This window comes from Bacillus sp. FSL K6-1012, assembly GCF_037964915.1.
GTDB lineage: Bacteria > Bacillota > Bacilli > Bacillales > Bacillaceae > Bacillus > Bacillus halotolerans.
Window position 1 is genome coordinate 448,672 of sequence record NZ_CP150175.1, and the last position, 25,450, is coordinate 474,121.

At 46.2% G+C, this 25,450-nt stretch carries 22 protein-coding genes and 1 pseudogene; 13 read left to right on the top strand and 10 right to left on the bottom strand.

The features are described 5' to 3' along the window. Positions 1-4 precede the first annotated feature (4 nt). The 3 genes from srfAC to NSS75_RS02360 all read left to right on the top strand — a co-directional run bounded on the left by srfAC (position 5) and on the right by NSS75_RS02360 (position 5,916). Positions 5-3,832 carry a surfactin non-ribosomal peptide synthetase SrfAC gene (gene srfAC / locus NSS75_RS02350; protein ID WP_339235698.1) on the top strand — a complete coding sequence of 1,276 codons (3,828 nt, stop codon included), beginning with the start codon at positions 5-7 and terminating at the stop codon, positions 3,830-3,832. Between the two features lie 27 nt (positions 3,833-3,859). Continuing rightward, positions 3,860-4,588, top strand: a complete 729-nt coding sequence (gene srfAD, locus NSS75_RS02355) for a surfactin biosynthesis thioesterase SrfAD (RefSeq protein WP_339235700.1) — start codon at positions 3,860-3,862, stop codon at positions 4,586-4,588. A gap of 104 nt (positions 4,589-4,692) precedes the next feature. Next, on the top strand, positions 4,693-5,916 hold the full coding sequence (locus NSS75_RS02360; RefSeq protein WP_339235703.1) for an MFS transporter: 1,224 nt from the start codon (positions 4,693-4,695) through the stop codon (positions 5,914-5,916). Positions 5,917-6,026: 110 nt separating this feature from the next. On the opposite strand, the gene NSS75_RS02365 is transcribed toward NSS75_RS02360, so the two are convergent. After that, on the bottom strand, positions 6,027-6,557 hold the full coding sequence (locus tag NSS75_RS02365) for a YcxB family protein (protein WP_268497164.1): 531 nt from the start codon (positions 6,555-6,557) through the stop codon (positions 6,027-6,029). 49 nt (positions 6,558-6,606) lie between these two features. Further along, a complete protein-coding gene (locus tag NSS75_RS02370; RefSeq protein ID WP_024120189.1) occupies positions 6,607-7,548 on the bottom strand; it encodes a DMT family transporter in 942 nt (313 codons plus the stop codon). 123 nt (positions 7,549-7,671) lie between these two features. On the opposite strand from NSS75_RS02370, the gene NSS75_RS02375 reads away from it, so the two are divergent. Beyond that, entirely contained in the window at positions 7,672-9,006 is a 1,335-nt protein-coding gene (locus NSS75_RS02375; RefSeq protein ID WP_339235708.1) for a PLP-dependent aminotransferase family protein, read from the top strand. On the opposite strand, the gene NSS75_RS02380 is transcribed toward NSS75_RS02375, so the two are convergent. From NSS75_RS02380 to bsdA, 6 genes are all read right to left on the bottom strand, one after another. Further along, positions 9,001-9,675, bottom strand: coding sequence for a 4'-phosphopantetheinyl transferase superfamily protein (locus tag NSS75_RS02380; protein ID WP_216394897.1), 675 nt, complete (start codon positions 9,673-9,675; stop codon positions 9,001-9,003). The genes NSS75_RS02375 and NSS75_RS02380 overlap by 6 nt on opposite strands. Positions 9,676-9,779: 104 nt before the next feature. Continuing rightward, positions 9,780-10,427, bottom strand: coding sequence for a YitT family protein (locus NSS75_RS02385; protein WP_024120192.1), 648 nt, complete (start codon positions 10,425-10,427; stop codon positions 9,780-9,782). Positions 10,428-10,551: 124 nt separating this feature from the next. Beyond that, positions 10,552-11,295, bottom strand: a complete 744-nt coding sequence (gene tcyC / locus NSS75_RS02390) for a cystine ABC transporter ATP-binding protein TcyC (RefSeq protein ID WP_024120193.1) — start codon at positions 11,293-11,295, stop codon at positions 10,552-10,554. A gap of 13 nt (positions 11,296-11,308) precedes the next feature. Further along, positions 11,309-12,013 (bottom strand): cystine ABC transporter permease TcyB, encoded by a 705-nt coding sequence (gene tcyB / locus NSS75_RS02395; RefSeq protein WP_024120194.1) that lies wholly within the window; start codon positions 12,011-12,013, stop codon positions 11,309-11,311. Then, the gene (tcyA, locus tag NSS75_RS02400; RefSeq protein WP_095714076.1) at positions 12,000-12,806 is read right to left on the bottom strand and encodes a cystine ABC transporter substrate-binding lipoprotein TcyA; all 807 of its coding nucleotides are present in this window, start codon (positions 12,804-12,806) and stop codon (positions 12,000-12,002) included. The genes tcyB and tcyA overlap by 14 nt, the downstream gene beginning before the upstream one ends. A gap of 115 nt (positions 12,807-12,921) precedes the next feature. Next, positions 12,922-13,794, bottom strand: coding sequence for a transcriptional regulator BsdA (gene bsdA / locus NSS75_RS02405; RefSeq protein WP_095714077.1), 873 nt, complete (start codon positions 13,792-13,794; stop codon positions 12,922-12,924). Between the two features lie 88 nt (positions 13,795-13,882). Here bsdA and NSS75_RS02410 point away from each other — a divergent pair. The 5 genes and pseudogenes from NSS75_RS02410 to NSS75_RS02430 all read left to right on the top strand — a co-directional run bounded on the left by NSS75_RS02410 (position 13,883) and on the right by NSS75_RS02430 (position 17,548). Continuing rightward, a pseudogene (locus NSS75_RS02410) lies at positions 13,883-14,498 on the top strand (non-oxidative hydroxyarylic acid decarboxylases subunit B). Positions 14,499-14,500: 2 nt separating this feature from the next. Continuing rightward, a complete protein-coding gene (bsdC, locus tag NSS75_RS02415; protein WP_024120198.1) occupies positions 14,501-15,922 on the top strand; it encodes a phenolic acid decarboxylase BsdC in 1,422 nt (473 codons plus the stop codon). A 17-nt stretch (positions 15,923-15,939) separates the two neighbouring features. Next, positions 15,940-16,167 carry a phenolic acid decarboxylase subunit BsdD gene (bsdD, locus tag NSS75_RS02420; protein WP_326323752.1) on the top strand — a complete coding sequence of 76 codons (228 nt, stop codon included), beginning with the start codon at positions 15,940-15,942 and terminating at the stop codon, positions 16,165-16,167. Further along, positions 16,164-16,628 carry a pyridoxamine 5'-phosphate oxidase family protein gene (locus tag NSS75_RS02425; RefSeq protein WP_326365720.1) on the top strand — a complete coding sequence of 155 codons (465 nt, stop codon included), beginning with the start codon at positions 16,164-16,166 and terminating at the stop codon, positions 16,626-16,628. The genes bsdD and NSS75_RS02425 overlap by 4 nt, the downstream gene beginning before the upstream one ends. 74 nt (positions 16,629-16,702) lie before the next feature. After that, positions 16,703-17,548, top strand: a complete 846-nt coding sequence (locus tag NSS75_RS02430; protein WP_326365675.1) for an alpha/beta hydrolase — start codon at positions 16,703-16,705, stop codon at positions 17,546-17,548. Between the two features lie 35 nt (positions 17,549-17,583). Here NSS75_RS02430 and NSS75_RS02435 read toward each other — a convergent pair whose 3' ends face one another. After that, complete coding sequence (locus tag NSS75_RS02435; RefSeq protein ID WP_044161897.1) at positions 17,584-19,062, bottom strand: peptide MFS transporter; 1,479 nt, start codon at positions 19,060-19,062, stop codon at positions 17,584-17,586. A 279-nt stretch (positions 19,063-19,341) separates the two neighbouring features. Between NSS75_RS02435 and NSS75_RS02440 the strand changes: the two genes are divergently transcribed. Continuing rightward, positions 19,342-21,096 (top strand): right-handed parallel beta-helix repeat-containing protein, encoded by a 1,755-nt coding sequence (locus tag NSS75_RS02440; protein ID WP_024120203.1) that lies wholly within the window; start codon positions 19,342-19,344, stop codon positions 21,094-21,096. A gap of 16 nt (positions 21,097-21,112) precedes the next feature. Here NSS75_RS02440 and NSS75_RS02445 read toward each other — a convergent pair whose 3' ends face one another. Then, entirely contained in the window at positions 21,113-21,334 is a 222-nt protein-coding gene (locus NSS75_RS02445; RefSeq protein WP_024120204.1) for a hypothetical protein, read from the bottom strand. A 126-nt stretch (positions 21,335-21,460) separates the two neighbouring features. On the opposite strand from NSS75_RS02445, the gene gerKA reads away from it, so the two are divergent. From gerKA to NSS75_RS02460, 3 genes are read left to right on the top strand one after another with little or no spacing between them, the layout of a single operon-like run. Next, complete coding sequence (gene gerKA / locus NSS75_RS02450; protein WP_024120205.1) at positions 21,461-23,089, top strand: spore germination protein GerKA; 1,629 nt, start codon at positions 21,461-21,463, stop codon at positions 23,087-23,089. Beyond that, complete coding sequence (locus tag NSS75_RS02455; protein ID WP_103671921.1) at positions 23,079-24,302, top strand: Ger(x)C family spore germination protein; 1,224 nt, start codon at positions 23,079-23,081, stop codon at positions 24,300-24,302. Before gerKA ends, NSS75_RS02455 begins: the two co-directional genes overlap by 11 nt. A 22-nt stretch (positions 24,303-24,324) precedes the next feature. After that, positions 24,325-25,449, top strand: coding sequence for a spore germination protein (locus tag NSS75_RS02460; RefSeq protein ID WP_101863982.1), 1,125 nt, complete (start codon positions 24,325-24,327; stop codon positions 25,447-25,449). Position 25,450: the final 1 nt, after the last annotated feature.

Genomic DNA, 25,450 nt, shown 5'->3' on the forward strand with positions numbered 1-25,450 from the left:
ACATATGAGTCAATTTAGCAAAGATCAGGTTCAAGATATGTATTACCTATCGCCGATGCAGGAGGGGATGCTGTTTCATACCATCCTTAATCCCGGCCAGAGCTTTTACCTTGAACAAATTACGATGAAAGTAAAGGGCGACTTCAATATCAAATGCCTTGAAGAAAGCATGAATGTCATCATGGACCGGTACGATGTATTTCGTACCGTGTTCATTCACGAAAAAGTAAAAAGGCCCGTTCAAGTCGTATTAAAAAAACGTCAATTTCATATAGAAGAAATGGATCTGACACGTTTATCCGAAAGTGAGCAAACGGACAAAATCAATGAATACAAAGCACAGGATAAGATCAAAGGTTTTGATTTAACGCGGGATATTCCGATGAGGGCAGCCATCTTCAAAAAAGCTGACAACAGCTTTGAATGGGTGTGGAGCTACCACCACATTATTTTGGACGGATGGTGCTTCGGCATCGTCGTGCAGGATCTGTTTAAGGTATACAACGCCCTGCGCGAACAAAAGCCGTACAGTCTGCCGCCTGTCAAACCGTATAAGGAATACATCAAGTGGCTTGAAAAGCAGGATAAACAAGCATCGCTCCGCTACTGGCGCGAGTACTTGGAAGACTTTGAAGGACAGGCGACGTTTGCGGAACAAAGAAAGAAACAAAAGGAAGGGTACGAACCGAAAGAACTTCTCTTCTCACTGCCGGAAGCGGAAACAAAAGCTTTTACAGAGCTTGCGAAATCTCAGCACACCACTTTGAGTACCGCTTTGCAGGCAGTCTGGAGCGTACTGATCAGCCGTTATCAGCGGTCTGACGATTTGGCTTTCGGTACAGTCGTTTCCGGGCGTCCCGCGGAAATCAAAGGCGTTGAACATATGGTCGGCCTGTTTATCAACGTTGTTCCAAGAAGAGTGAAATTGGCTGAAAACATGACGTTCAACGGTTTGCTCAAGCAGCTTCAGGAGCAGTCACTTGAGTCAGAACCGCATCAATATGTGCCGCTTTATGACATCCAAAGCCAAGCCAACCAGCCGAAATTGATTGACCATATCATCGTGTTTGAAAATTATCCGCTTCAGGATGCAAGCAATGAAGAAAGCGGACAAAACGGATTCGATATGGAGGATGTCCATGTATTTGAGAAGTCAAATTACGATCTCAATTTGATGGCCTCCCCGGGTGACGAAATGCTGATCAAGCTTGCCTATAATGAGAATGTGTTTGATGAAGCGTTTATGCTGCGCTTAAAATCCCAGCTTCTCACAGCGATTCAGCAGCTTATTCAGCATCCGGATCAGCCTGTCAGCACCATTGATTTCATTGACGAAAAAGAAAAAGAGTACTTGCTTAACGGCTTAAATCCGGCACCTCAAACGTGTGAGCCAAAACCTCTGACGGATTGGTTCAAGGAGGCGGTGGACGTCAATCCAAGTGCACCGGCGCTCACATTTGCAGGCCGAACGCTGTCCTATCACGAATTAGACGAGGAAACGAACCGCCTCGCACGCCGTTTGCAAAAGCAAGGGGCAGGCAAAGGCTCAGTTGTTGCATTGTACACGAAGCGCTCGCTGGAACTGGTGATTGGGATTCTCGGTGTGTTAAAAGCGGGAGCTGCTTATGTGCCGGTTGATCCTAAGCTGCCGGATGACCGAATTTCATATATGCTGACCGACAGCGGGGCGGCATGTCTGCTTACACATCAAGAGATGAAAGAGCAAGCGAGTCAGCTGCCGTTTACAGGCCAAACGCTCATCATTGATGATCCCATCCGTTTTGAAGAAGAGGCAAGCGATCCTGAAACCGCGATTGCACCAGATGATGCGGCGTATATCATGTATACATCAGGCACAACCGGAAAGCCAAAGGGAAATATCACGACGCATGCCAATATTCAAGGATTAGTGAAGCACGTTGACTACATGACGTTTTCTGAAAAAGACACGTTCTTATCTGTATCGAATTACGCTTTTGACGCATTTACCTTTGATTTCTACGCTTCCATTTTGAATGGAGCAAGGCTGATTATCGCAGATGAAAATACACTGCTTGATACAGACCGTCTCACGAGCCTCATCCGTCAAGAGAATGTCAGCGTCATGTTTGCGACCACAGCTTTATTTAATCTTCTCACAGATGCGGGAGAGGATTGGCTGAAGGGGCTTCGCTGTGTGTTATTCGGCGGGGAACGCGCGTCTGTGCCTCACGTCAGGAAAGCGATGCGGATCATGGGGCCGGGCAAGCTGATTAACTGCTACGGTCCGACTGAGGGCACGGTGTTTGCAACGGCTCACGTCGTACACGAGATTCCGGAGTCTATCTCCTCACTGCCGATCGGAAAGCCGATCAGCAATGCAAGTATTTATATTCTCAATGAATCAAATCAGCTCCAGCCATTCGGAGCGGTCGGTGAACTATGCATCAGCGGAATGGGTGTATCAAAAGGCTATGTAAACCGTGATGAGCTGACGAAGCAGAAATTTACCGCCAACCCGTTCAAACCGGGAGAAACACTTTACCGCACCGGGGATCTCGCTCGCTGGCTGCCTGACGGTACGATTGAATACGCCGGCCGCATTGATGATCAAGTGAAAATACGGGGACACCGGATCGAGCTGGAAGAAATCGAAAAGCAGCTGCAGGAATATCCCGGAGTAAAAGACGCGGTCGTCGTGGTGGACCGCCGCGAGTCTGGGGACGCATCAATTAACGCCTACCTTGTGAACCGGACACAGCTTTCAGCAGGAGACGTTAAGGCACACCTGAAAAAACAGCTTCCTGCTTATATGGTGCCGCAGACATTTACGTTCTTGGACGAGCTTCCTTTAACAACAAACGGAAAAGTCAATAAACGTCTGCTGCCAAAACCGGAGCAAGATCAGATATCGCAAGAATGGATTGGGCCTCGAAATGAAACGGAAGAAACAATCGCGCAAATCTGGTCCGAGATTCTCGGCAGAAAGCAAGTCAGCATCCATGACGATTTCTTCGAGCTTGGCGGCCATTCCTTAAAGGCGATGACAGCCGCTTCTCGCGTCAAAAAAGAGCTCGGAATGGACCTTCCGGTGAAGCTATTGTTTGAAGCGCCGACGATTGCCGGCATTTCAGCATATCTGAAAAACGGAGGCTCAGAAGGACTTGAGGACGTTACAATCATGAATCCGGATCAGGATGACATCATTTTCGCATTCCCGCCGGTATTGGGATATGGCTTAATGTATCAGAATCTGGCCAAGCAATTGCCGTCATACAAGCTGTGCGCCTTTGACTTTATTGAAGAGGAAAACCGTATTGACCGTTATGCCGCTCTGATCAAGGAGCTTCAGCCGGAAGGTCCTGTGACACTGTTTGGTTATTCAGCAGGATGCAGCCTGGCGTTTGAAGCCGCTAAAAAACTTGAAGAGCAGGGACGCACCGTACAGCGGATCATTATGGTGGATTCCTATAAAAAACAAGGCGTCAGTGATCTGGACGGACGCACGGTCGAAAACGATGTCGAGGCGCTGATGAATGTAAATCGGGACAATGAAGCCCTCAATAGCGAAGCCGTCAAGCAGGGGCTCAAGAAAAAAACACATGCCTTCTACTCATACTATGTCAACCTGATCAGCTCGGGCCAAGTGAAAGCGGACATTGATTTGCTGACCTCTGATATTGACTTTGAAATGCCTGAATGGCTTTCGTCGTGGGAAGAGGCGACAACGGGCGCTTATCGTGTGAAAAAAGGCTTCGGTACACACGCCGAAATGCTGCAGGGCGAATGTCTTGATAGGAATGCCGGGATTTTGCGCGAATTTCTTAATAAACAAACCATAACGCTTTCTTAAGGAAGCGATGAAAGGGGGAGCCGGCCAATGAGCCAACTCTTCAGATCATTTGATGCATCGGAAAAAACGCAGCTCATCTGTTTTCCGTTTGCCGGCGGCTACTCGGCGTCATTTCGCCCTCTCCATGCTTTTTTGCAGGGGGAGTGTGAAATGCTTGCAGCTGAACCGCCCGGGCACGGCACAAATCAGACGTCAGCAATTGAGGATCTCGAGCAGCTGACTGATTTGTACAAGCAAGAATTACATTTGCATCCAGATCGGCCGTTTGTGCTGTTCGGGCACAGCATGGGCGGCATGATCACCTTCAGGCTGGCGCAAAAACTGGAGCGTGAAGGCATTTTTCCGCAGGCTGTGATTATTTCTGCGATTCAGCCGCCGCATATTCAGCGGAAAAAAGTATCGCATTTGCCTGATGATCAATTTCTCGATCATATTATCAAATTAGGCGGAATGCCCGCAGAGCTCGTTGAAAATAAAGAAGTTATGTCATTTTTTCTTCCTTCGTTCAGATCGGATTACCGGGCTCTTGAACAATTCGAGCTTAACGACATGACACCGATCCAATCGCCGGTCCACGTCTTTAACGGACTGAATGACGAAAAATGCATCCGGGATGCGGAAGGCTGGAAGAAGTGGGCGAAACACATCATGTACCATGAATTTGACGGCGGGCATATGTTTCTGCTGTCAAATACGGAGGAAGTGGCGGAACGGATTTTTGCGATTTTGAATCAGCATCCGATTTCCAGTTCCTAATGAAAAAGCGGACAGCGCTGTGCTGTTCGCTTTTTTTATATAGAATGTAAATTTTTTCATGATATAATAGTCGCAATACTCAAATAAAGGCAGGTCAGGAAAAAATGTCTCGGCACATCCTTTGCGCGTCTCCTAAGATGAAATGGTTAGTATTGCTGTTCACGTTTGTCTTCGCCATCGGAATGAACTCATTCAGAAATTCCTTTCAATTTTTTATGCTCCCGATGGCAGAGACCTTTCACGCCGATCGGTCGCTGATTTCGGCCTCCGTCAGCATTTTTATGATCACAACGGGAGTCGTTCAGTTTTTTGTCGGCTTTTTTATTGACCGGTTCAGCGTCAGAAAGATTATGGGGATCGGCGCCATTTGTATCAGCGCAAGCTTTTTGGCGCTCCCGCATTCGCCGAATGTCCATATATTTTCCGTGATTTACGGAGTGCTCGGCGGAATCGGCTATTCCTGCGCGGTTGGCGTGACGACACAGTATTTTATCAGCCGCTGGTTTGACACGCATAAAGGCTTGGCGCTCGCCATTTTGACCAATGCAAATTCAGCCGGTTTGCTGCTGCTGTCACCGATTTGGGCTGCGGCTCCTTACTATGCAGGCTGGCAAACTGCGTATACAATATTGGGCATTTTCTTAGCGGCTGTCCTGCTGCCTCTTTTGGCCTTCGGAATGAAGCACCCGCCCAATGTCCAAGGGCAGTCCGTGAAAAAATCTTATGACTGGCAGGGATTTTGGAAGGTGTTAAAGCAGTCCCGCCTCATTCATATCCTGTACTTCGGCGTATTTACGTGCGGATTTACGATGGGAATCATTGATGCTCATCTCGTACCAATGCTGGAGGATGCGCATGTCTCTCATATCAACGGAATGATGGCTGCATTCGGGGCGTTTATTATCATCGGGGGATTATTGGCAGGCTGGCTGTCAGATTTGCTTGGCAGCAGAAGCGTGATGCTCTCCATTTTGTTTTTCATTCGTCTCATCAGCTTGATCTGCCTGCTCATTCCCGCACTCGGCATTCATAACAGTGAGCTCTGGTACTTGTGCTTTACGCTGTTATTCGGGCTCAGCTACACAGGCGTGATCCCGCTGACCGCTGCGTCCATTTCTGAAAGCTTTCAAACCGGGCTTATCGGCTCGCTCCTAGGCATCAATTTCTTTATCCATCAAATCGCCGGCGCTCTCAGTGTGTATGTGGGCGGATTATTTTTTGACATGAATCATAATTATTTGCTGGTTACTGTTGTGTGTTTGGTGCTTGTAAGTTTATCAGCATTATTGGAGCTGGCGCCAATCAAAAAAAAACAATCATGTTCATAACGAAGAGAGTGTTGAGGGGTAAATCTCCATTAGCTGAAGAGAATGTTACTCAATGGAGCGGCATATCTCATTAACATAAAAAAAGAGGGAAAACCCTCTTTTTAAGTTTGTCATTTTACTTTTTTTGCACGTACATGTTCTTTTACTAGCTGTCTGAATGAGTGGAGCTCATTTTCGAATACAAAAAAACGTTTAGGAACTAAGATGACTTGGTGACTAGAAGTTTTGATAGAGAAAAAGTGTTTATATTCTGCAACTGCCCTTATTTCATCCCATTCAAACAATGCATTATCGTTTTTGGATTGAATTTGAATGCCTTGCCGGTTCATGGTATATGTCCTTTTGCGTTTTAGCCGTGTATTGTTCTTATAGCTGGTACGCAGCCTTATATAATGAAAAGCAATCAAAAGCAATGTACAGATCAAAGATAGAATCGCTATGAAAATACCATTATATATCACTTCAAGTGTTTCGCTGTCATAAACGGTAATCGGAAATCCATAAAGCGAATACACCAATAAAGATAGAAGAAAAATATAAATAAAATAAAACAATGCTGATATTCTTTGCCGGGATAAAAAGTAACATCTCATATCTTGTAATGAAATGGCTCCCTCTAGGAAGACACTGTGTTGAATCATTCTTACACTGCACCTCAAACCATTTTTTCTTCAACTCTAACATAACATCTCATTTGTTCATAGAAATGGATTTTTTGGTTTGCTTTCTTTTTCGGAGACCGGCATTGCTTCCCAGCACGCCGATGATAATACAAACCGCACCGGCAAGGTGATACCAGGCTAGGCTTTCGTGCAAAACCACAACTCCGGCAATCATCGTCACGATGGTGGACAAATGATTAAAGGCGCTCATTTTAAACGCCTCAATCCGGGACAGCGCATAGTTGGACATAAACGAAGTCACGAGCGAAGATAACACGCCCAAATACACTATCGCGAGAATAAAGCCGGGCTCCCGGAATGGATGGAAGTAAGTGCCGACCGTTCCGGAAGCGCCGTGCCGCACCAAGGCGATGGCATTGAAGACGACAAATCCGATCGCTGACATGATGTAGGTGAGCTCCATCAGCCGGAAACGCTGTGTCATTTTTCTTGCGGCGGTATTGTACATAGCTGAAGACAGAGCGGACAAGAGAATGAGTACAGATCCCTTTAGGCTGGCCGATTCAACGTTCACGCCCTTCATCACAAAAATAAACATGACGCCCGCAACTGATAACACGGTGAACCCTTTTTGAGCCCACGTCGATCGCTCTTTTAAAAAATAAGCGGCAAAGACCATTGTGAAAATCGGAATCGATGCCTGAATGATCCCGGCTTCAGAGGATGACGAGTACACCAGGCCGAATGCCTGAAAGCTGAAAAACAGCGCCGGATACAGCAGGGCGAGCGGCAAAATAGCCATTACATCTTTTAAACGGATGGACAGCTTCACCCATCCGAATAAGACAGGTATAGTAGCCGCTGCAAACGCAAGGGTGAACCGGTGTGCAAGAATATCAAATGGTTCTGCCGATTGCAGCGCGATTTTCACGAAAAGAAAGGATAACCCGATAATCAATGCGTTTAACATAGCTGCAAGATAAGCTGAGGTTTGCTGGTTTTTATACATACAGGAAGTGCTCCTTTAAATAAATAATAGAGCCGGCCGCTCCCTTTTATTGTATGGGGTGGATAGGAACGGTACAATAAGAAAAACAATGAACTGTACCGGTACAAAACAGGGGGAGAAAGAATGGAGAAGTATATTAGCCTCTTCATACAGATAGAGGAAATGATGCAAAGCAGTGTCTATCAAGAAGGAGACAGGCTGCCTTCCATCAGGCAGCTGTCCGCCCGCTATCAAGTCAGCAAAAGCACGGTGATCCGCGCGCTGCAAGAGCTGGAAAAACGCCATCTCATCTATTCTGTTCCGAAAAGCGGCTATTATCTTGTGAAAAAGACGAGGAAGCCGCATCACGGCAAGTCAAGCCCAATCGACTTTGCAACGTCTGCGCCGGACCCTGATATTTTTCCGTATGTGGATTTTCAGCATTGCATCAACAAAGCGATTGATACATACAAGCATGATTTGTTTCTCTACGGAACGCCGAAAGGCCTCCCGTCGCTCATCCGTGTATTGCGAAAGCTGTTTGCTGATCAGCAGGTATTTGCGGACGAGCGGCATATGTTTATCACATCCGGCGTCCAGCAGGCACTATCCCTGCTATGTGCAATGCCGTTTCCCAATGGGAAAGAGAATATCGCCATTGAACAGCCAGGCTATCATTTGATGATTGAACAGCTGGAGACACTGGGCATCCCCGCAATCGGGATAAAAAGAACGGAGCAGGGGCTTGATTTAGCGGAAGTCGAGCGGCTGTTTCAAACAGAACCGATCAAATTTTTTTATACGATGCCACGCTTCCATAACCCGCTTGGGAGCTCACTGGCCGAACGGGACAAACGAGAGCTGGTAAGATTGGCGGCAGCCTATGACGTCTATCTTGTTGAGGATGACTATCTCGGTGATCTCGAGGAAAATAAAAAGGCAGACCCGCTGTACGCATACGATCTGTCCTCACATGTGATTTATTTAAAAAGCTTTTCAAAAATGATATTTCCCGGCCTTCGCGTGGGGGCCGCCGTTTTGCCAAATGCGCTGACTGACACATTTCATACGTACAAAAAGCTGAACGACATTGACTGCTCGATGATTTCTCAAGCCGCGTTAGAAATTTACATCAAAAGCGGAATGTTCGGCAGGCACAAGGAGAAAATCAGAAATTCCTATAAGGAACGGTCCCTCAGGCTTCATGAAGCCATTCAAACACACGGACAATCGAGCCGCGGCCGCTTTCTATTTTCCAGCGGCCAGGCCCCGTGCATGCATACCCATCTGGTGCTTCCTGAGGATCTGCCGGCATCAAGAGTGATTCAAAAGATGAAAAAACAAGAGGTTCTCCTTGAAGCGATTGACCGCCATTATTTATCAGACTATCCGAAAGAAAATCTATTAAAAATCAATCTTTCCAATGTGAAGACTGAAGATATTGAGCGCGGCATTAAGCTGCTGATGAGCCATTTATAAAAGCGCTTCGTACGAGATCATCTTGATGTCCTCCGGGAAATCAGGTCGGGCGGCGCACACAGCCATTTTATAGCCGGGATCTACCTCATACGTTTTGATAAAGCAAGGCGTATGGTGCTCCGGAAGCTCGACGGATACTCGGCCATCCTCATGCAGGCGCACGGAGAAGGAATCAAGCGGCAGCGACAGGCCTTTGCCTTCCTGCTTGATAAAGCTCTCTTTCATAGACCATAGATGATAAAAATAATCGTTTTGCTCGTCTTTATGTTTGGATAAAAGATCGCTGTACTCTTTCTTCGAAAAGAAACGTTCGGCAATCCCGAGGCTGATTGGCTTCATTTTTTCAATATCGACGCCGATCGGATCTGAATCAAACGCGCCGATGACCCAATGGCCGGAGTGGGAAATGTTAAAGTGGGCATTGGGGAGGTCAGGGATGCAAGGCTTCCCGTATTCCTGCGCGCTGAATCGGATATCGGCTTTATTCAGCTGGTACTGCTCGCTGATGACAGAGCGAACAAGCACATCTCCCAGCAGGGTGCGGTGAGCATCTTCTTTATGATAAAATCTCCGGCATTTCTCCCGTTTTTCAGCAGAAACGAAAGACATCAGCCGATCCGATTCTGCCTGTGAAAGCGGGCGGTCCATATAAATTCCGTAAATTTTCATTCTAGATCCTCCGTCTGCAAAAGATTGTCAAAACCATCCTATCATACTTCAACAAGACTCATATAGAGGAGAAAATAAAAAAACAAAGCCGAAGCGGCTTTGTTTTAGTGTATAGGCGGAGTTGCTTTCACAGCGGCTGTCCGCCTTGCCACAGCATAATTCAGCAGCTGGATTGACTGCGGCAACGAAAAGCGCAAAATGATACCGGTGAGGATGGCGGTCAAAATTGTACCTAAACCGATCGGACCGCCCATGCCCCATGCTGCAAACAAAATTGTTATTTCCATGCCGTTCCGCACCCATTGCACATTCCAGCCGGTTTTTTCTGTAATCAGCATCATCAGTGAATCACGCGGCCCCGCGCCAAGGCCCGCTGATACATAAACACCGACGCCGTAGCCGATCAGCAGCACGCCGAGAGAGAAGACGATGACGGAGCCTGTGTAGGTGGAGGGGGCAGGCAGAAGAAAATTGAAAAAATCTATAAAAACACCAATGAGCACCATGTTCAGGATCGCCCCAATTTTTGGCCAAGCCCTCGTAAACAATGACGTGAATCCGACGATGAGCGCTCCAATAATGATGGACCACTGGCCGACGGTAAGCCCGAAGTGCTGAAACAGGCTGTAATGAAATGCATCCCACGGACTGATCCCCAGCGTTTTTCCTTCTATCGTAAGGGATACACCAAAAGACAAAATAAGCAGACCGGCAAAATAAAATGTCCAGCGCAGAACAAGTTCTCGCTTCACGTGAAGTCCCTTCTTTCGTAAAAATCAATCGATTGTCATTGTAGCATATCTGACAAAAGGGCGGAATAGGCGAAAGGGGCTCAACAAAAAAACAGGGCCGCCGGCAGGCACCCTGTTTTGGGTTTTACAACGGGTTCAAAATCCGATTCAAAAACCGCTGGGTCCGTTCTTCTTTTGGAGCAGAGAAAATTTCCTCAGGCGGCCCCTGCTCCACGATAACGCCGCCGTCAATGAAGACGACTTCGTCCGCCACTTCCTGGGCGAATTTGATTTCGTGGGTAACAACGACCATGGTCCAGCCTTCATTGGCTAAATCCTTGATAACCTTCAGCACGTCACCCACAAGCTCAGGGTCAAGCGCTGAGGTCGGTTCGTCAAACAGCATCAGCTCAGGCTGAATTGCCAGTGCACGGGCGATGCCGACGCGCTGCTGCTGGCCTCCGGAAAGCTGGAACGGATATAAATCCATTTTATCCTTCAATCCGACTTTATCAAGAAGCTGAATCGCTTCTTTTCTGACTTCCTCTTTGTTTCGTTTTTGCACCTGAACAGGGCCTTCCATCACGTTTTCAAGGGCTGTGCGGTGAGGGAAGAGGTGATACGCCTGAAACACCATTCCCGATTTCCGGCGGAGCTGAAGGATATCCGACTGCTTCACTTTCTTTGAAAAATCGATGGAGAAATCATCAAATGCAAGCTCCCCGCGATTCGGGATCTCCAGCGCGTTCAGACAGCGAAGCAGCGTCGTTTTCCCTGAACCGGAAGGCCCAAGTATAGCGATGACTTTTCCTTTTTCTATCTTCATATCTATCTTTTTTAAAATTTCATTTTGACCGAATGATTTGTTTAATCCTTTAACGGAAAGCATACTCGGAACCTCCTTATTTGGCCACGTAGCGGTCAAGACGCCGTTCGATGACATGCTGGACGAGCGAAAGCAAGAAGCAGATCATCCAATAAATAAAGGCCGCTTCAATATAAATGACTAAAATCTGATCGAGATTGCGCGCGCCGATTTCCTGAGCTTTTCTGAACAGCTCAGCGACGAGGATCTGAGATGCAAGAGATGTATCTTTGATCAGGCTGATAAAGGTATTGGATAATGGCGGGATTGACACACGAAACGCCTGCGGCAAAATGACGCGGAACAGCGTCTTCTGGTGTGTCATGCCGATGGTATAGCCAGCTTCCCATTGCCCCTTCGGCACGGATAAAATAGATGCCCTGATGATTTCAGATGCATAGGCGCCGACGTTTAAGGAAAAGGCAATGACTGCGCTTGGAAATGGATCTAGTGTAATGTTAAAGGCCGGGAACAGATAGAAAATGATGAACAATTGAACGAGAAGTGGAGTGCCGCGTACGGCGGATACGTATACGCTGAACACCCATCTCAAAGGTCTCACTTTCGACATTCTGGCAAGCGCCGTAATCAGCGCCAGTATCATTCCGAATATAAAGGAAAGAATCGTAAGGGGAATCGTATAGTAGATTCCCCCTGAAAGTATCGGCCAGAATGACTGCTGCACCAGATCCCACGGGATCGCCGTGCCAAGCGTCAATGCCGGTATATTATTTAGAAACATCTTCGCCGAACCATTTTTTAGAGATTTTAGAAAGAGTCCCGTCCTCTTTCATTTCTTTTAATGCTTTGTTGACTTGGTCGACAACCTCGCCGCTTCCTTTACGGAACGTGAAATACGTTTCCTGAGGGTCGCCTGTTTCGAACGCGATTTTTACGTTTTTGTTGCCTGATGTTTTTAAATAGTTTAATACGGCAAGCTTATCGTTGTACGTCATGTCGACGCGGCCTTGCTGGATCATTTGAAGGGCCTGCGCCATGCCTTCAACGCCTTCTACTTTCGCGCCGGCATTTGCAGCTAGTTTGTTATAGTTGCTTGTCAGTGATTGAGCTGACGTTTTTCCTTTTACGTCTTTTTCAGACTTAATATCGTTGTTGTCTTTTTTCGTCACGACAACGGCTCTTGATGTTGTGTATTTGTCTGAGAAGTCATATTGGTTTTCACGATCTGTTTTTCCTACTTGGTTGGCAACGACGTCAAACCGTTTGGAATTCAGGCCGGCAAACATACTGTCCCACTGTGTTTCCTTGAATTCGGCTTTCAGTCCAAGGCGTTTTGCGACTTCTGTGATGACTTCCACGTCATAGCCAGTCAGCTTGTCAGTGTCTTTGTCATGATAAGTGAACGGTTCGTACGTTCCTTCTGTACCGACTGTCAGTACGCCTTTTTTCTTAATTGAAGCCCAAAGATCGCCGTTTTTTCCGTTATCTTTTGACTGATTGTCATTTCCTGCTCCGCAAGCTGCGAGAACTGCAATGCTTACGACCATGAATAAAGCTAAAAGTGCTTTTTTCATTCTATTCCCCACTTTTCTGATTAATTTTATTGAAATAAAAAAATAGCTTACAAATCTAAAGGATAACTTTTTTTTAGTATGAGTCAAGTATTTGGTTTTCATGAGGCAAAAACACTTAAAATAAATTCAAAAATTGCTGCACCGGTTTTGGCAAATAACTGTCAGTTCTCCACATGACAGCCGGTGTCATAACGAAGGGATTGTTTTTAATTTTAACTGTGTGAATATGGTTTCTCATATGAACAGGAATCATGGTGACGGGCAATATGGACGCACCAAATCCTGATGAGACGAGACTGAGCAGTGTTGCTGAGTCGTGGCATTCACAAACAATACGCGGCTCCAGCTGAAGACGGTGAAATTCATTCATGACCTGATTATAAACACCTTTTCCGTTCACAGGCCGCAGCAGAATCAGCGGGAAAGAAGGGATATCCTCCATTTGGATGGTGTCTCCGCATGTATACCCGGCATCATCAGAAAGAACGAGCACACATGGAATGTCGTCAAGCTTTTTAAATTGTACGGTATCGCTTTTTATCATGGTTGTCGTGACAGCGGCGTCGATTTGCCGGCTTTCCAGCAGCTCTAACAGCGTTGCCGGCTCGTTTTCCCAAATATTAAAGGTGAGGTGCGGATATCTTTCTTTCATTTGCGTCACTTTCTCAAGCATTAGAGCCGCGCAATAAATCGTCGAACCCACAGCCAGCGTGCCGGCAACCTCCTCCCTGAGCTCTTGCACCTCTATGACTGCATCTTCAAACCTGTGCAGAATCTCTTTGGCTCTTTTGAGAAAAATGCTTCCTTCATATGTAAGGGTCATTTGTTTTTTCTTATTGCGGTCAAACAATACAACACCCAGCTCATCCTCAAGCTGTTTGAGCTGCCTGCTTAACGGCGGCTGCGCCATATGGAGCTTTTTGGCGGCAGAGGTGATCTTTTGTTCTTGGGCAATGGTAATGAAATATCGCAGCTGACGGATGTCCAAAGAAGGGCCTCCTTTTATATACCTTTTAGGTATTGATTATAGATTTAACGAATATTTTTCATATGGATATATCAGGAGTATGATTGAAATGAAGACAGAATTCAAGCGTAAAGGAGGGGCAAAATTTGAAACTCGTTGTCGGAATGACAGGGGCAACTGGGGCTATCTTCGGTGTCAGGCTATTAGAATGGCTGAAGGCAGCGGAAGTGGAAACCCATCTCGTTGTGTCTCCTTGGGCTAACGTTACCATCAAACATGAAACAGGCTACACGTTAAAAGAAGTTGAAAAGATGGCCACATACACATACTCGCATAAGGATCAGGCGGCGGCCATCTCCAGCGGCTCGTTTGATACCGATGGCATGATTGTGGCGCCGTGCAGTATGAAATCGCTTGCGAGCATCCGCACCGGGATGGCGGATAATCTGCTGACTCGCTCGGCGGATGTCATGCTGAAAGAGCGGAAAAAGCTCGTTCTCTTAACAAGAGAGACACCTTTGAACCAGATTCATCTCGAAAATATGCTTGCACTCACAAAAATGGGGACGATTATTCTTCCGCCGATGCCGGCGTTTTATAATCAGCCGAGCAGCTTAGAAGAAATGGTCGACCATATTGTATTCAGAACGTTGGACCAATTCGGCCTGCGCCTTTCTGAGGCAAAGCGCTGGAATGGAATTGAAAAACAAAAAGGAGGAGCTTGATGATGGCTTATCAAGATTTCAGAGAATTTCTCGCTGCCCTTGAAAAAGAGGGACAATTGTTAACGGTGAATGAAGAGGTAAAGCCTGAGCCTGATCTGGGAGCAGCTGCACGGGCAGCCAGCAACCTTGGCGATAAAAGCCCTGCACTGCTATTTAACAATATTTACGGCTACAACAATGCGCAAATCGCGATGAATGTCATCGGCTCTTGGCCGAACCACGCGATGATGCTGGGACTGCCGAAAGATACACCGGTGAAAGAGCAGTTTTTTGAATTTGCGAAGCGATATGAACAGTTTCCGATGCCGGTCAAACGCGAAGAAACAGCGCCGTTTCATGAAAATGAAATCACAGAGGACATCAATTTGTTCGATATCCTGCCTCTTTTCAGAATTAACCAAGGAGACGGCGGTTACTATTTAGACAAAGCATGCGTCATCTCCCGCGACCTTGAGGACCCTGACAACTTCGGCAAACAAAATGTCGGCATATACAGAATGCAGGTAAAGGGAAAAGACCGCCTCGGCATTCAGCCTGTGCCGCAGCACGATATTGCGATCCATCTGCGCCAAGCCGAAGAACGCGGCATCAATCTTCCGGTCACCATTGCGCTCGGATGTGAACCGGTCATTACAACCGCGGCATCCACTCCGCTTCTCTATGATCAATCCGAATACGAAATGGCGGGAGCAATCCAAGGAGAACCGTACCGCATCGTAAAATCAAAGCTGTCTGACCTTGATATTCCATGGGGAGCAGAAGTTGTGCTCGAGGGAGAAATCATTGCCGGAGAACGTGAATATGAAGGGCCATTCGGTGAATTTACAGGGCACTATTCCGGCGGACGCAGCATGCCGATTATCAAAATTAACCGCGTGTATCACAGAAACAACCCGATTTTTGAACATTTATACTTAGGCATGCCGTGGACAGAATGTGATTACATGATCGGCATTAATACTTGTGTGCCGCTGTATCAGCAGCTAAAAGAAGCGTATCCGAATGAAATTGTGGCTGTGAACGCCATGTACACACACGGTTTAATCGCGATTGTATCAACAAAAAACCGCTACGGCGGATTTGCGAAAGCGGTCGGCATGCGCGCGCTCACAACCCCGCACGGACTAGGCTACTGCAAAATGGTTATCGTTGTCGACGAGGATGTCGATCCATTCAACCTGCCGCAGGTCATGTGGGCGCTCTCTACAAAAATGCACCCGAAACACGATGCGGTCATTATACCGGATTTATCTGTCCTGCCGCTTGACCCGGGATCAAATCCATCAGGAATCACGCACAAAATGATTCTTGATGCCACAACACCTGTTGCGCCGGAAACAAGAGGCCATTATTCACAGCCGCTTGATTCTCCATTAACAACAAAAGAATGGGAACAAAAACTAATGGACTTGATGAATAAATAAGGAAAGGATGATTCGACATGCATACATGTCCTCGATGCGATACAAAAAAAGGAGAAGTCATGAGCAAATCGCCTGTAGAAGGAGCATGGGAAGTCTATCAATGCCAAACATGTTTTTTTACATGGAGATCATGTGAACCGGAAAGTATTACAAATCCGGAAAAATATAATCCGGCCTTTAAAATCGATCCAAAAGAAACAGAAACAGCGGTTGAAGTTCCCGCTGTTCCGGAACGAAAGGCCTGATCGGCGTGAACCGACTATCAGACCGTCTCTTTGAGCTGCTTGACAGGGAACGTCTGAAAGAAAAGCAGCATGAAGCCTTCGTTCTGCAAACGGTATCGGAGGACGGCTGGCCGCATGCCGCTATGATCAGCGCCGGAGAAATCATCGCCCTGAATCGGACGGATATCCGGATCGCCCTGTGGAAAAACACAGAGACCGCGGGAAATATCCTTCGAACGGGACAAGCCCAGCTTACTGCATGGTGGAAAGGAGCCGCTCATTACGTAAAACTGCAATGTGAGCCGCTCCCGCCGCTGAACGATGCGGTTTATGACAGGGAACGCTTTGCCTGCCGTATCGCTTCAGCTAAGGAGGATGTTGCAAAGTACGCTGATATAACTTCCGGTGTCAGGATACAGCTTCACAATGCTGAAGAGGTGCTGAACAGATGGGAAGCAACGCTGGAGGAATTAAAACGATAAATAAAAAGCCTGACGCCATGCGTCAGGCTTTTATTAGTATAATGAACCATATAAAGACAAAGGGGGCGTGAGGAATGGTCACAAAGGGGATCTGTCATTCAGACGGTTTTGATTTATCTTATTGTATTGAAGGAGAGGGCGCGCCGATTCTCGTGATCGGCAGTGCGGTTTACTACCCGCGTCTATTTTATCAGGATATCAAACAGAAATATCAATGGATATTTGCCGATCACAGGGGTTTTGCCAAGCCGGCGCGGGCGCTGCGGCCGAAAGATCAAAGCCTGGATGCAGTTTTGGGCGATATTGAAGCGATAAGACGCCATCTTCAGCTTAAGGATTTTATCATCATGGGGCATTCGGGGCATGCGTTTATGGCATTAGAATACGCCAGAAAGTACCCTGAGCATGTGCGAAAGGCCGTGCTCCTCAATTCAGCGCCTGATAACAGTCAAAAGAGACAGCGGGACAGTGAAGCGTTTTTTAGGGAAACAGCCAGCCCTGAGAGAAAGAAACGTTTCGAAAAAGATATTGCAAGTTTAGCAGGTGACATAGAAAAAGATCCTGAAAGGCGTTTCGTGCACATGTGCATTCGCGCTGAAGCGAAAAGCTTTTATAAAGAGAGGCCGAATGCAGCAGCTTTATGGGAAGGTGTTGACACCAATATGCCGATTATAGATGAATTATGGGGACATACATTCGCGCAGATGAACCTCATACAGCGGTTAGCAGACGTTCATGTTCCTGTCTATATCGGTTTAGGCAGATATGACTATTTGGTTGCTCCCGTATCGTTGTGGGATGCCGTTGACGGTATATATCCGTATGTGAAGAAGGTCATCTTTGAAAAGAGCGGGCACCAGCCGATGCTGGAGGAACCGCAGACCTTCGGGCAAAGCTTAATGGAATGGATAGACAAATAAAAATCCCGCAGAGCGAATCTGCGGGATTTTCTTTATTATAAGATACCTTTCATCGCACGTTTGATGATCGGTGAGATCAGCAGCAGAATGCCGCCGAGTATGATAGAAATCAAGCCTATGGTGCCGAAGTAAGTTGTTTCAGGTATTTTATCAAACAATCCGGCTACTTGGGCATTGATCGCTTGGGCTGCTGCGTTAGTCAGAAACCACATACTCATTGTCTGTGCGGAGAATGCAGCTGGCGCCAGTTTTGTTGTAACGGATAAACCGACTGGAGACAGGCACAGCTCTCCCAGTACGACAAGCAGGAAGCTGAGAACGAGCCACAGCGGGCTTACGAGTGCTTCTTTCCCTTGCATAGCCGGGAATACCATAATGATAAATGACAATCCGGCTAAAATAATCCCGATTGAGAATTTAACTGGTGTAGACGGCTGGCGTTTGCCAAGCTTCATCCAAAGCCATGCGAAAATTGGTGCGAAAATGACGATAAACAAGGGGTTTAATGATTGGAACCAAGATGACTGAAGTTCTATTCCGCCCAATGAAAGTCTTATGCGTTCATCAGCGTATACCGCAAGAATGGTCGCTCCTTGTTCCTGAATGGCCCAGAACATGACAGCACCGATAAACAAAGGAACGTAAGCGGCAAGACGAGATTTTTCTGTTTTGTCCGCTTTTTTGCTTGTAAACATGATGATGAAATAAATAACAGGAATCAAAATACCGAGAATACTTACAAGGTCGATGAAACGGTTGATCGTCAGCACGCCTGTTTGTACAGAGATCATCACTGCGATCGCCACAATGATAACACCGATTCCGGTGCCAATTGCAGATTTTTTAGACAGCGGATTCGGGACATTTGAACCTGCAGGTCCGAGGTTTTTCTTTCTTGTCAAAGCAAATACGATAAGTCCAAGAAGCATTCCGACCGCGGCAGCTCCGAAGCCGAGATGATAGTTGTACTTCTGTCCGAGTGTTCCGACAATTAACGGCGCGAGTAAACCGCCGAGGTTAATCCCCATGTAGAAAATACTGAAACCTGAGTCGCGGCGCGGGTCTTCTTTCGTGTAAAGATCTCCAACGACGCTCGAAACGTTTGGTTTTAATAAGCCTGTTCCGATAATGATAAGCACCATGCTGATATAGAATGCTATCGCGCTGCCCGGATAGGCGAGTGCAATATGGCCGAACATAATAAATATCCCGCCGTAAAACACGGTGTTTGCGGTACCGAATACCCGATCAGCGAGCCATCCGCCAATAATAGTGGACATGTATACGAGTGATCCGTAAATCGACATAATGGCAACCGCAGTGCCTTTGTCAAAGCCAAGCCCTCCGTTTACCGTCTCTGTATACAAATAGTAAAGCAAGATTGCTCTCATTCCATAGTAAGAGAAACGCTCCCAAAATTCGGTGAAAAATAGTGTAAATAGTCCTCGCGGGTGACCAAAGAACCCTTTTTGCGGGACGCTTTTAATGATACTTTCGTTATCAATCGAAGCCATGTCAGCCAAACCCTTTCTTAAAAAAGTGTATTATAAAAATCATATTCTTATATAATACTTGTGTCAATATAAATTATACTCATTTCAAGAAGTTCCAGAATGGAAAAACTATAAAGGCAGAAAGTAGTGAGTTTTTCCTGTTTCTTATGTCTCGTTTTGTTACATTTTCTAACGATAGTATTTCTTTATACTTTTTTAATAAAATTTTAGAGAAATGTACAAGCAGATCGGGCTGCCGCGAATATCATGGTAACAATCATGCGGGAGGAGGTTGGATCATTGGCTGAATTCATCTTGAATGCAGCAGATTTCGGTATTTCAGGGGACGGAAAAACGGATTCGACAGAACTGATTAATCAATGCCTAAGCGCGGCTGCTTCAAAGGGGTACCATACAGTCTGGTTCCCGAAAGGAACATATTTAATTGACGGGACGCTTGGAGGGGATGCGAACCAGGTGTTTCGCAACGCTGGGATTATTGTTCCCGGCAATCTTAATATCGTCATGGACCCTGAGTGTATCATCAAAGTCATTCCGAACAGCTCCTGGGGGTATTCTGCATTTTATGTAGGCAAGCAAGAGAATATAACCATTTCGGGTGGACAAATTATCGGCGAGCGCGACGAGCATACGTATGCGTCCGCGGGGATAAGGTCAACCCATGAATGGGGCTTCGGCATTTGTATTGAAGGGTGTTCGAATGTTGTTATTGATGATGTCAACATTTCTGATTTTACTGGAGATGGGATCATTATCAGTCCGCGGGGCTTAAAGACAAATAACGATTATCGAACATCAGAGCACATTACCATCCGCCGCTGTAAGGTTCGGCGATCGAGGAGAAATAACATTTCGATTACCGGATGTGACACAGTTACGGTGGAGGGCTGCGTGATTGAAGATGCCGGAACGGGAAATGGAACAGCGCCGAAATTCGGAATTGACATTGAAGGCTATGGTGAAGGAAATATTGATTATGAGGAACCGCTCAATGTCTCAATTCGAAATAACTATTTTAATGGAAACGTTTCAAGTTCTGTGACCAATTTTAATGGGTACGGCATTTCAATAGAAGGAAACCACTCAGACAATACGATCAGCTATGGGTATGGCACTCAAACGGTCATTAAGGGGAATATTCTCAGAAGGGCGGAAGACGCGGCTGCGGCGCCTAGAGTCGGGATTACCGGATTGGGTGTTTCACAAGGCAAAGAAAGCAGTGATGCAGTGATCGCCGGCAACCTCATTACCGGATTTTCAACCGGAATTGATGTCAGAGGAAAGAGCGTTCTTGTCACGAACAACAAAATCAGCAATTTTGAAAACACAGGGATATTGGTTTATCAGTCTTCCGACGTAAAGGTAGACGGCAACCAGATTCAAAACGGACTGTCTGAAACAAGGCGCAGTACCGGCCTTCGAGCGGTGCTGTCTGATGATACCGCATTTCTGAATAACTGTCTTATTCAAGTCATCGACGGGGTGAACATTTCAGGAGGCGATATGATCATTAAAGACAATGTGCTGAGAAAATTCAGCCGCGGCATTTGGATCGCTCAAGGAAGCGCGTTGATCGAAGGAAATACGCTTAACCCCGACGCGTTTGAAGCGGCCCTTGAATCGTATGCCGTTTCTGTCACAAACAATGCTGGCGCAATTATTAAAAACAATACATTTAAAAACTTTAAAAATTACCCGATTTACTGTACGACAAGTGCAAAAACCTCTATTATCGGAAACCACTTTGAAAGATCTCCTCTTTTAGTGACCATCTATATCAGCACCGGTGTTCATGACATTTTTGATAACACCCTTTCAGTCAATAGAACAGCCGGCAGACCGATTGTGATTTACCTCAACGGCTCCTCAGGCTCTATCATTTCAGGAAACACCATCAATAACCTCTCCGCAAGCACGGCGGTGGCCATTCAAACGGACACCTCAACCAATTCCACCATCATCGGAAATCGAATCATCAAAGGAACCATCACCAACAACAGCGGAGATAAGGTAAACGGCAATATGATCGTCTGAACAAAAGCGCCTCGCTCTAGGGGCTTTTTTTGTTCGATTTATAGATCACGAATATCTCTCTCACCAATAACAAAACAAAAAATAACAGCATCATCCATTCCGCAAACGATGTCATCTTGAAGCTGGACATATTATTATAGATGGCTTTTCCTAAACTGAATCCTTGAAGCATGTCCATGAAAACTGAAATCACCAACAAACAAATTAATAAAACAGCCGTTATGCCTAATATTTTCATCCTTCATCACCCTCCTCTTTTAGTGTCTATCTTTATGAGAGAGTTATACCAGCTCGCCAGTCACATGCATAATCTTAAGGGTAACAGGAAGAATATGAGAAAACGATAAGGAAAGGTATTTTGTGTATGCCGTCATTTTTTAAGCAAAAGAAAAATACCGAAACGAAAGACAGCCAGAAACAAGAAGATAAGAATCAGCAGAAGAAAGAAGAAGGGCCGATTCTGGCTTCTTCAAGTTTGGCGAAAAATGTGGCGGACATGAAGAAGAAAGTCGGAAGCAGCTCTGATGTCATTATTCGGGAAGTGAAAGCAGGGGAACAGGATGAAGTTCACCTGGCCATTATTTATATCGCGGGTTTGGTCGATAATAACACGATACATGAATCGTTAATCGAGCCTTTGATTCAGGATCAAACCATCCAAAACGCCCATGCGATAAAGCAGATCCTTGAAAAAACGCTTCCGCTGGGCGGAGTAAAAGCTGAAAAGAGCTGGGACAAGCTGTTCACTGAATTGATGCTTGGAAATGCGCTGGTTTTTGCGGACGGTTCTGATGAGGCGCTTATCTGCAGCACCCAGGGGGGAGAGCACCGTTCCATACAAGAGCCGAGCACCCAGGTGTCATTCCGGGGCCCGCGCCAAGGGTTTACAGAGTCTTTGCAAACCAATATTTCCATGATTCGGCGATACATTAAAAATCCCAATGTATGGGTCGAAAAAATGAAAATCGGTTCTGTGACAAATACGGATATCGCGCTGATGTACATTCACGGCATTTGTGATGAAAAGGTGCTGAAGGAAGTGAGGCAGCGCCTGAAAAAAATAGACATTGACAGTATTTTAGAATCCGGATACATCGAGCAGCTGATCGAAGACGAAACGTTTACGACGTTTCCGACCATGTATCACACGGAACGCCCTGACGTCGTCGCAGGAAATCTATTAGAAGGAAGATTTGCAATCGTTGTGGACGGAACACCGTTTGTTCTGATTGCCCCAGCCTTATTTATTCAATTTTTTCAGTCGGTTGAAGATTATTATTCACGCTTTGACATTGCGACAAGTATACGGATTCTGCGGATATTTATCTTTTTTATTTCACTTGTCGCACCGGCTGTTTATGTGGCAGCCACGACGTTTCATCAGGAAATGATTCCGACACAGCTGTTAATCGTCATTGCTGCCCAGCGGGAAATCGTTCCTTTTCCGGCCGTTGTTGAAGCCATCACAATGGAGGTTGCTTTTGAGATTCTCAGGGAAGCTGGGGTCAGACTGCCGAGGGTTGTAGGATCGGCTGTTTCCATTGTAGGCGCGCTTGTTATCGGCCAAGCTGCTGTTCAGGCTGGTATCGTGTCTCCGGCTATGGTCATCATCGTTGCCATAACGGCCATTGCCAGCTTCGCAACACCGGCGTTTGCCATGGCGATATCTGCCCGCCTCATTCGGTTTATGTTTATCATTGCTTCTGCCGTAATGGGTTTTTACGGGCTGGTTTTAGGGATTATTATGATGTTTGTTCATTTATGCAGTCTGCGTTCATTTGGTGTTCCTTATATGTCGCCGCTTGCGCCTTTTTCTTCACAAGGCGTGAAGGACACGCTGTTCCGTGTTCCTTGGTGGGCCGACCAGAAAAGACCCGAATCCATCAGCAAAAAAGATAAGGTCCGTCAGGGGAAAGACCAGCGTCCTCAGCCGGATGGTTCACGCGGGATGGTGAACAAAGAGTTGAGAGAAGGAGATCAGAATGATACGTAAACGTGTACTAGCCGTTATCATGCTTTTGAGCATCATTGTGCTGCCCGGCTGCTGGGATAAGCGTGAGCTGACAGATCTTGCGATTATTTCGGCAATCGGCATTGATCGGACAAATGAAGGGAATTACGTACTGCACTTTCAGATTATTAATCCCGGAAACGTCGCCGGGGGGCTTCAGGGCGGCGGCGCGGGAGACAGGCCGCCTGTATCCGTCTATTCCATAGTAGGCGACAACATGACGGAAGCGCTCAGAAAAGCCTCTATGAAAGTATCCAGGCGGCTTTATTTTGCCCATACCAACCTGGTCGTGATCAGTGAAAAGCTGGCGAGAGAGGAAGGTTTGAATTTTGTGTTAGATAACCTTGACCGCGATACGGAATTCAGGACCACGGCAACGATTGTCATCGCCCATAAAACGAAAGCCGAAAATATCGTCAAAACGCTTACGCCGATTGATAAAATACCGTCCAATAAAGTCAATAAAACACTCGACTTCACGCAAGCGCAATATGGGCGGGTGATTAAAACCAATATCCAGGATGTCTTGAAAACACTTGCCCTCACCACAGAAGCGCCGGTGATCCCCGGATACAGGATGATCGGGGACGATAAAAAAGGAGTCAGCCTGGAAAACACACAGGCGACTGACCCGCAAGCCATTCTTCAGGCGGACGGATTGGCGGTATTCGATAAAAGAGGCCATTTAAAATATTGGATTGAAGATAAGGACAAAGTTGGGGTTGTCTGGCTTAAGAATCAAATCCAGCATACGTTTATTAATGCCGATTGGAAGAAGACAAAAGATGCGGTAAGCTTACAGGTCACGCATCAGACAACAAAGCTTAACCCGGAAATACGAAACGGCCGTCCCCGCATACATGTTCACGTGACGGTTGAAGGCATAATAGACGCAGTAAAGTATCCATTTCATTTGTCTGACCCAAAGGTGTTAGCCGATATCGAAAAAGCACTCAATAAACAGCTGGAAAAGGAAATCAGCCATGCAGTTGAAAAGATAAAGGAACATAAAATCGACTTTATCGGATTCGGAGACACGATATACAGGAGGTATCCGAAGCAGTGGAAAAAAATGAGGGATACATGGGACAAAGAATATTTGCCTGATCTGCCTGTCGATGTAAAGGCGGAGACGTATATCAGAAGAACGGGGCTGCGAAATAATCCGCTCAGAAACCAGCTTAATCATAAATAGGTCAAGAAAGGAGTAGTGACAGATGGAAAAAGCCAAAATCAGCATTAGGCAGCTGTTTGTCATGATGATCATTTTTGAGCTGGGCAGCTCCTTATTGATTACACCGGGAACGATGGCGGGCCGGGATGCCTGGATAGCAGTGCTATTAGGCTGTGCAGTTGGTTTATTTCTTTTTTACTTGTATCAGGGGATCTATCAATGCTATCCGGAGTTCTCCCCGAAAGAATACATGGATGATATGCTCGGCAAAAAGCTGAGCTGGTTCTTTTCGTTTCTTTATATCTTGTATTTTGCATATATTGCCGCCCGGGTGCTGCGTGATTTCGGAGAAATGCTGCTGACGTTTGCTTACCATGATACTCCGATTATCATCGTGAATGCTTTACTAATGGTGGTCAGCATATATGCCGTCAGAAAAGGAATTGAAGTGCTGGCGCGGGCGGGTGAGCTTCTCTTCGGGGCAATGTATCTATTGGGTGCGCTCGGTCTCGTGCTGATCATTGTATCGGGTTCCATAGATCTGAAAAATTTAAAACCGGTTTTAGCAGACGGGATTTTCCCTGTTATTCATTCTGTTTTCACACAAACCATGTACGTTCCGTTCGGTGAAATTGTTTTATTTGTAATGATTTTCCCTAATCTCAATGATCGCAAGAATGTCAAAAAAGTGGGGATGCTCGCTATGGTCATCAGCGGATTGGTTGTGGCGCTTACTGTAGCGATTAATATCAGTGTGCTTGATGTTGATCTGACATTGCGATCGCAGTTTCCGCTTTTAAGTACGATTCAGACAATCAAAGTGGAAGAATTTCTGGATCGGCTTGATATCTTTTTTATGCTGGCACTGATTATCGGCGGCTTCTTCAAAGTCAGCCTCTATCTGTATGCGGTGGTGGTGGGTGCGTCCACTCTTTTTAAGGAAAAAAATCCTTCACAGTTGGCATATCCAATGGGACTGGGCATACTCATCCTCTCTATCGCAATTGCCACCAACTTTTCAGAGCATTTAAATGAAGGGCTGAAAGTAGTGCCGCTGTACATTCATTTGCCCTTTCAAGTGCTGTTTCCATTATTTCTGTTTATCCTCGCTGTTTGGAAAAAGAAGAGAAGAGAGAAATCAAAGCAGGCTGAAAAACAGAAACAATAAA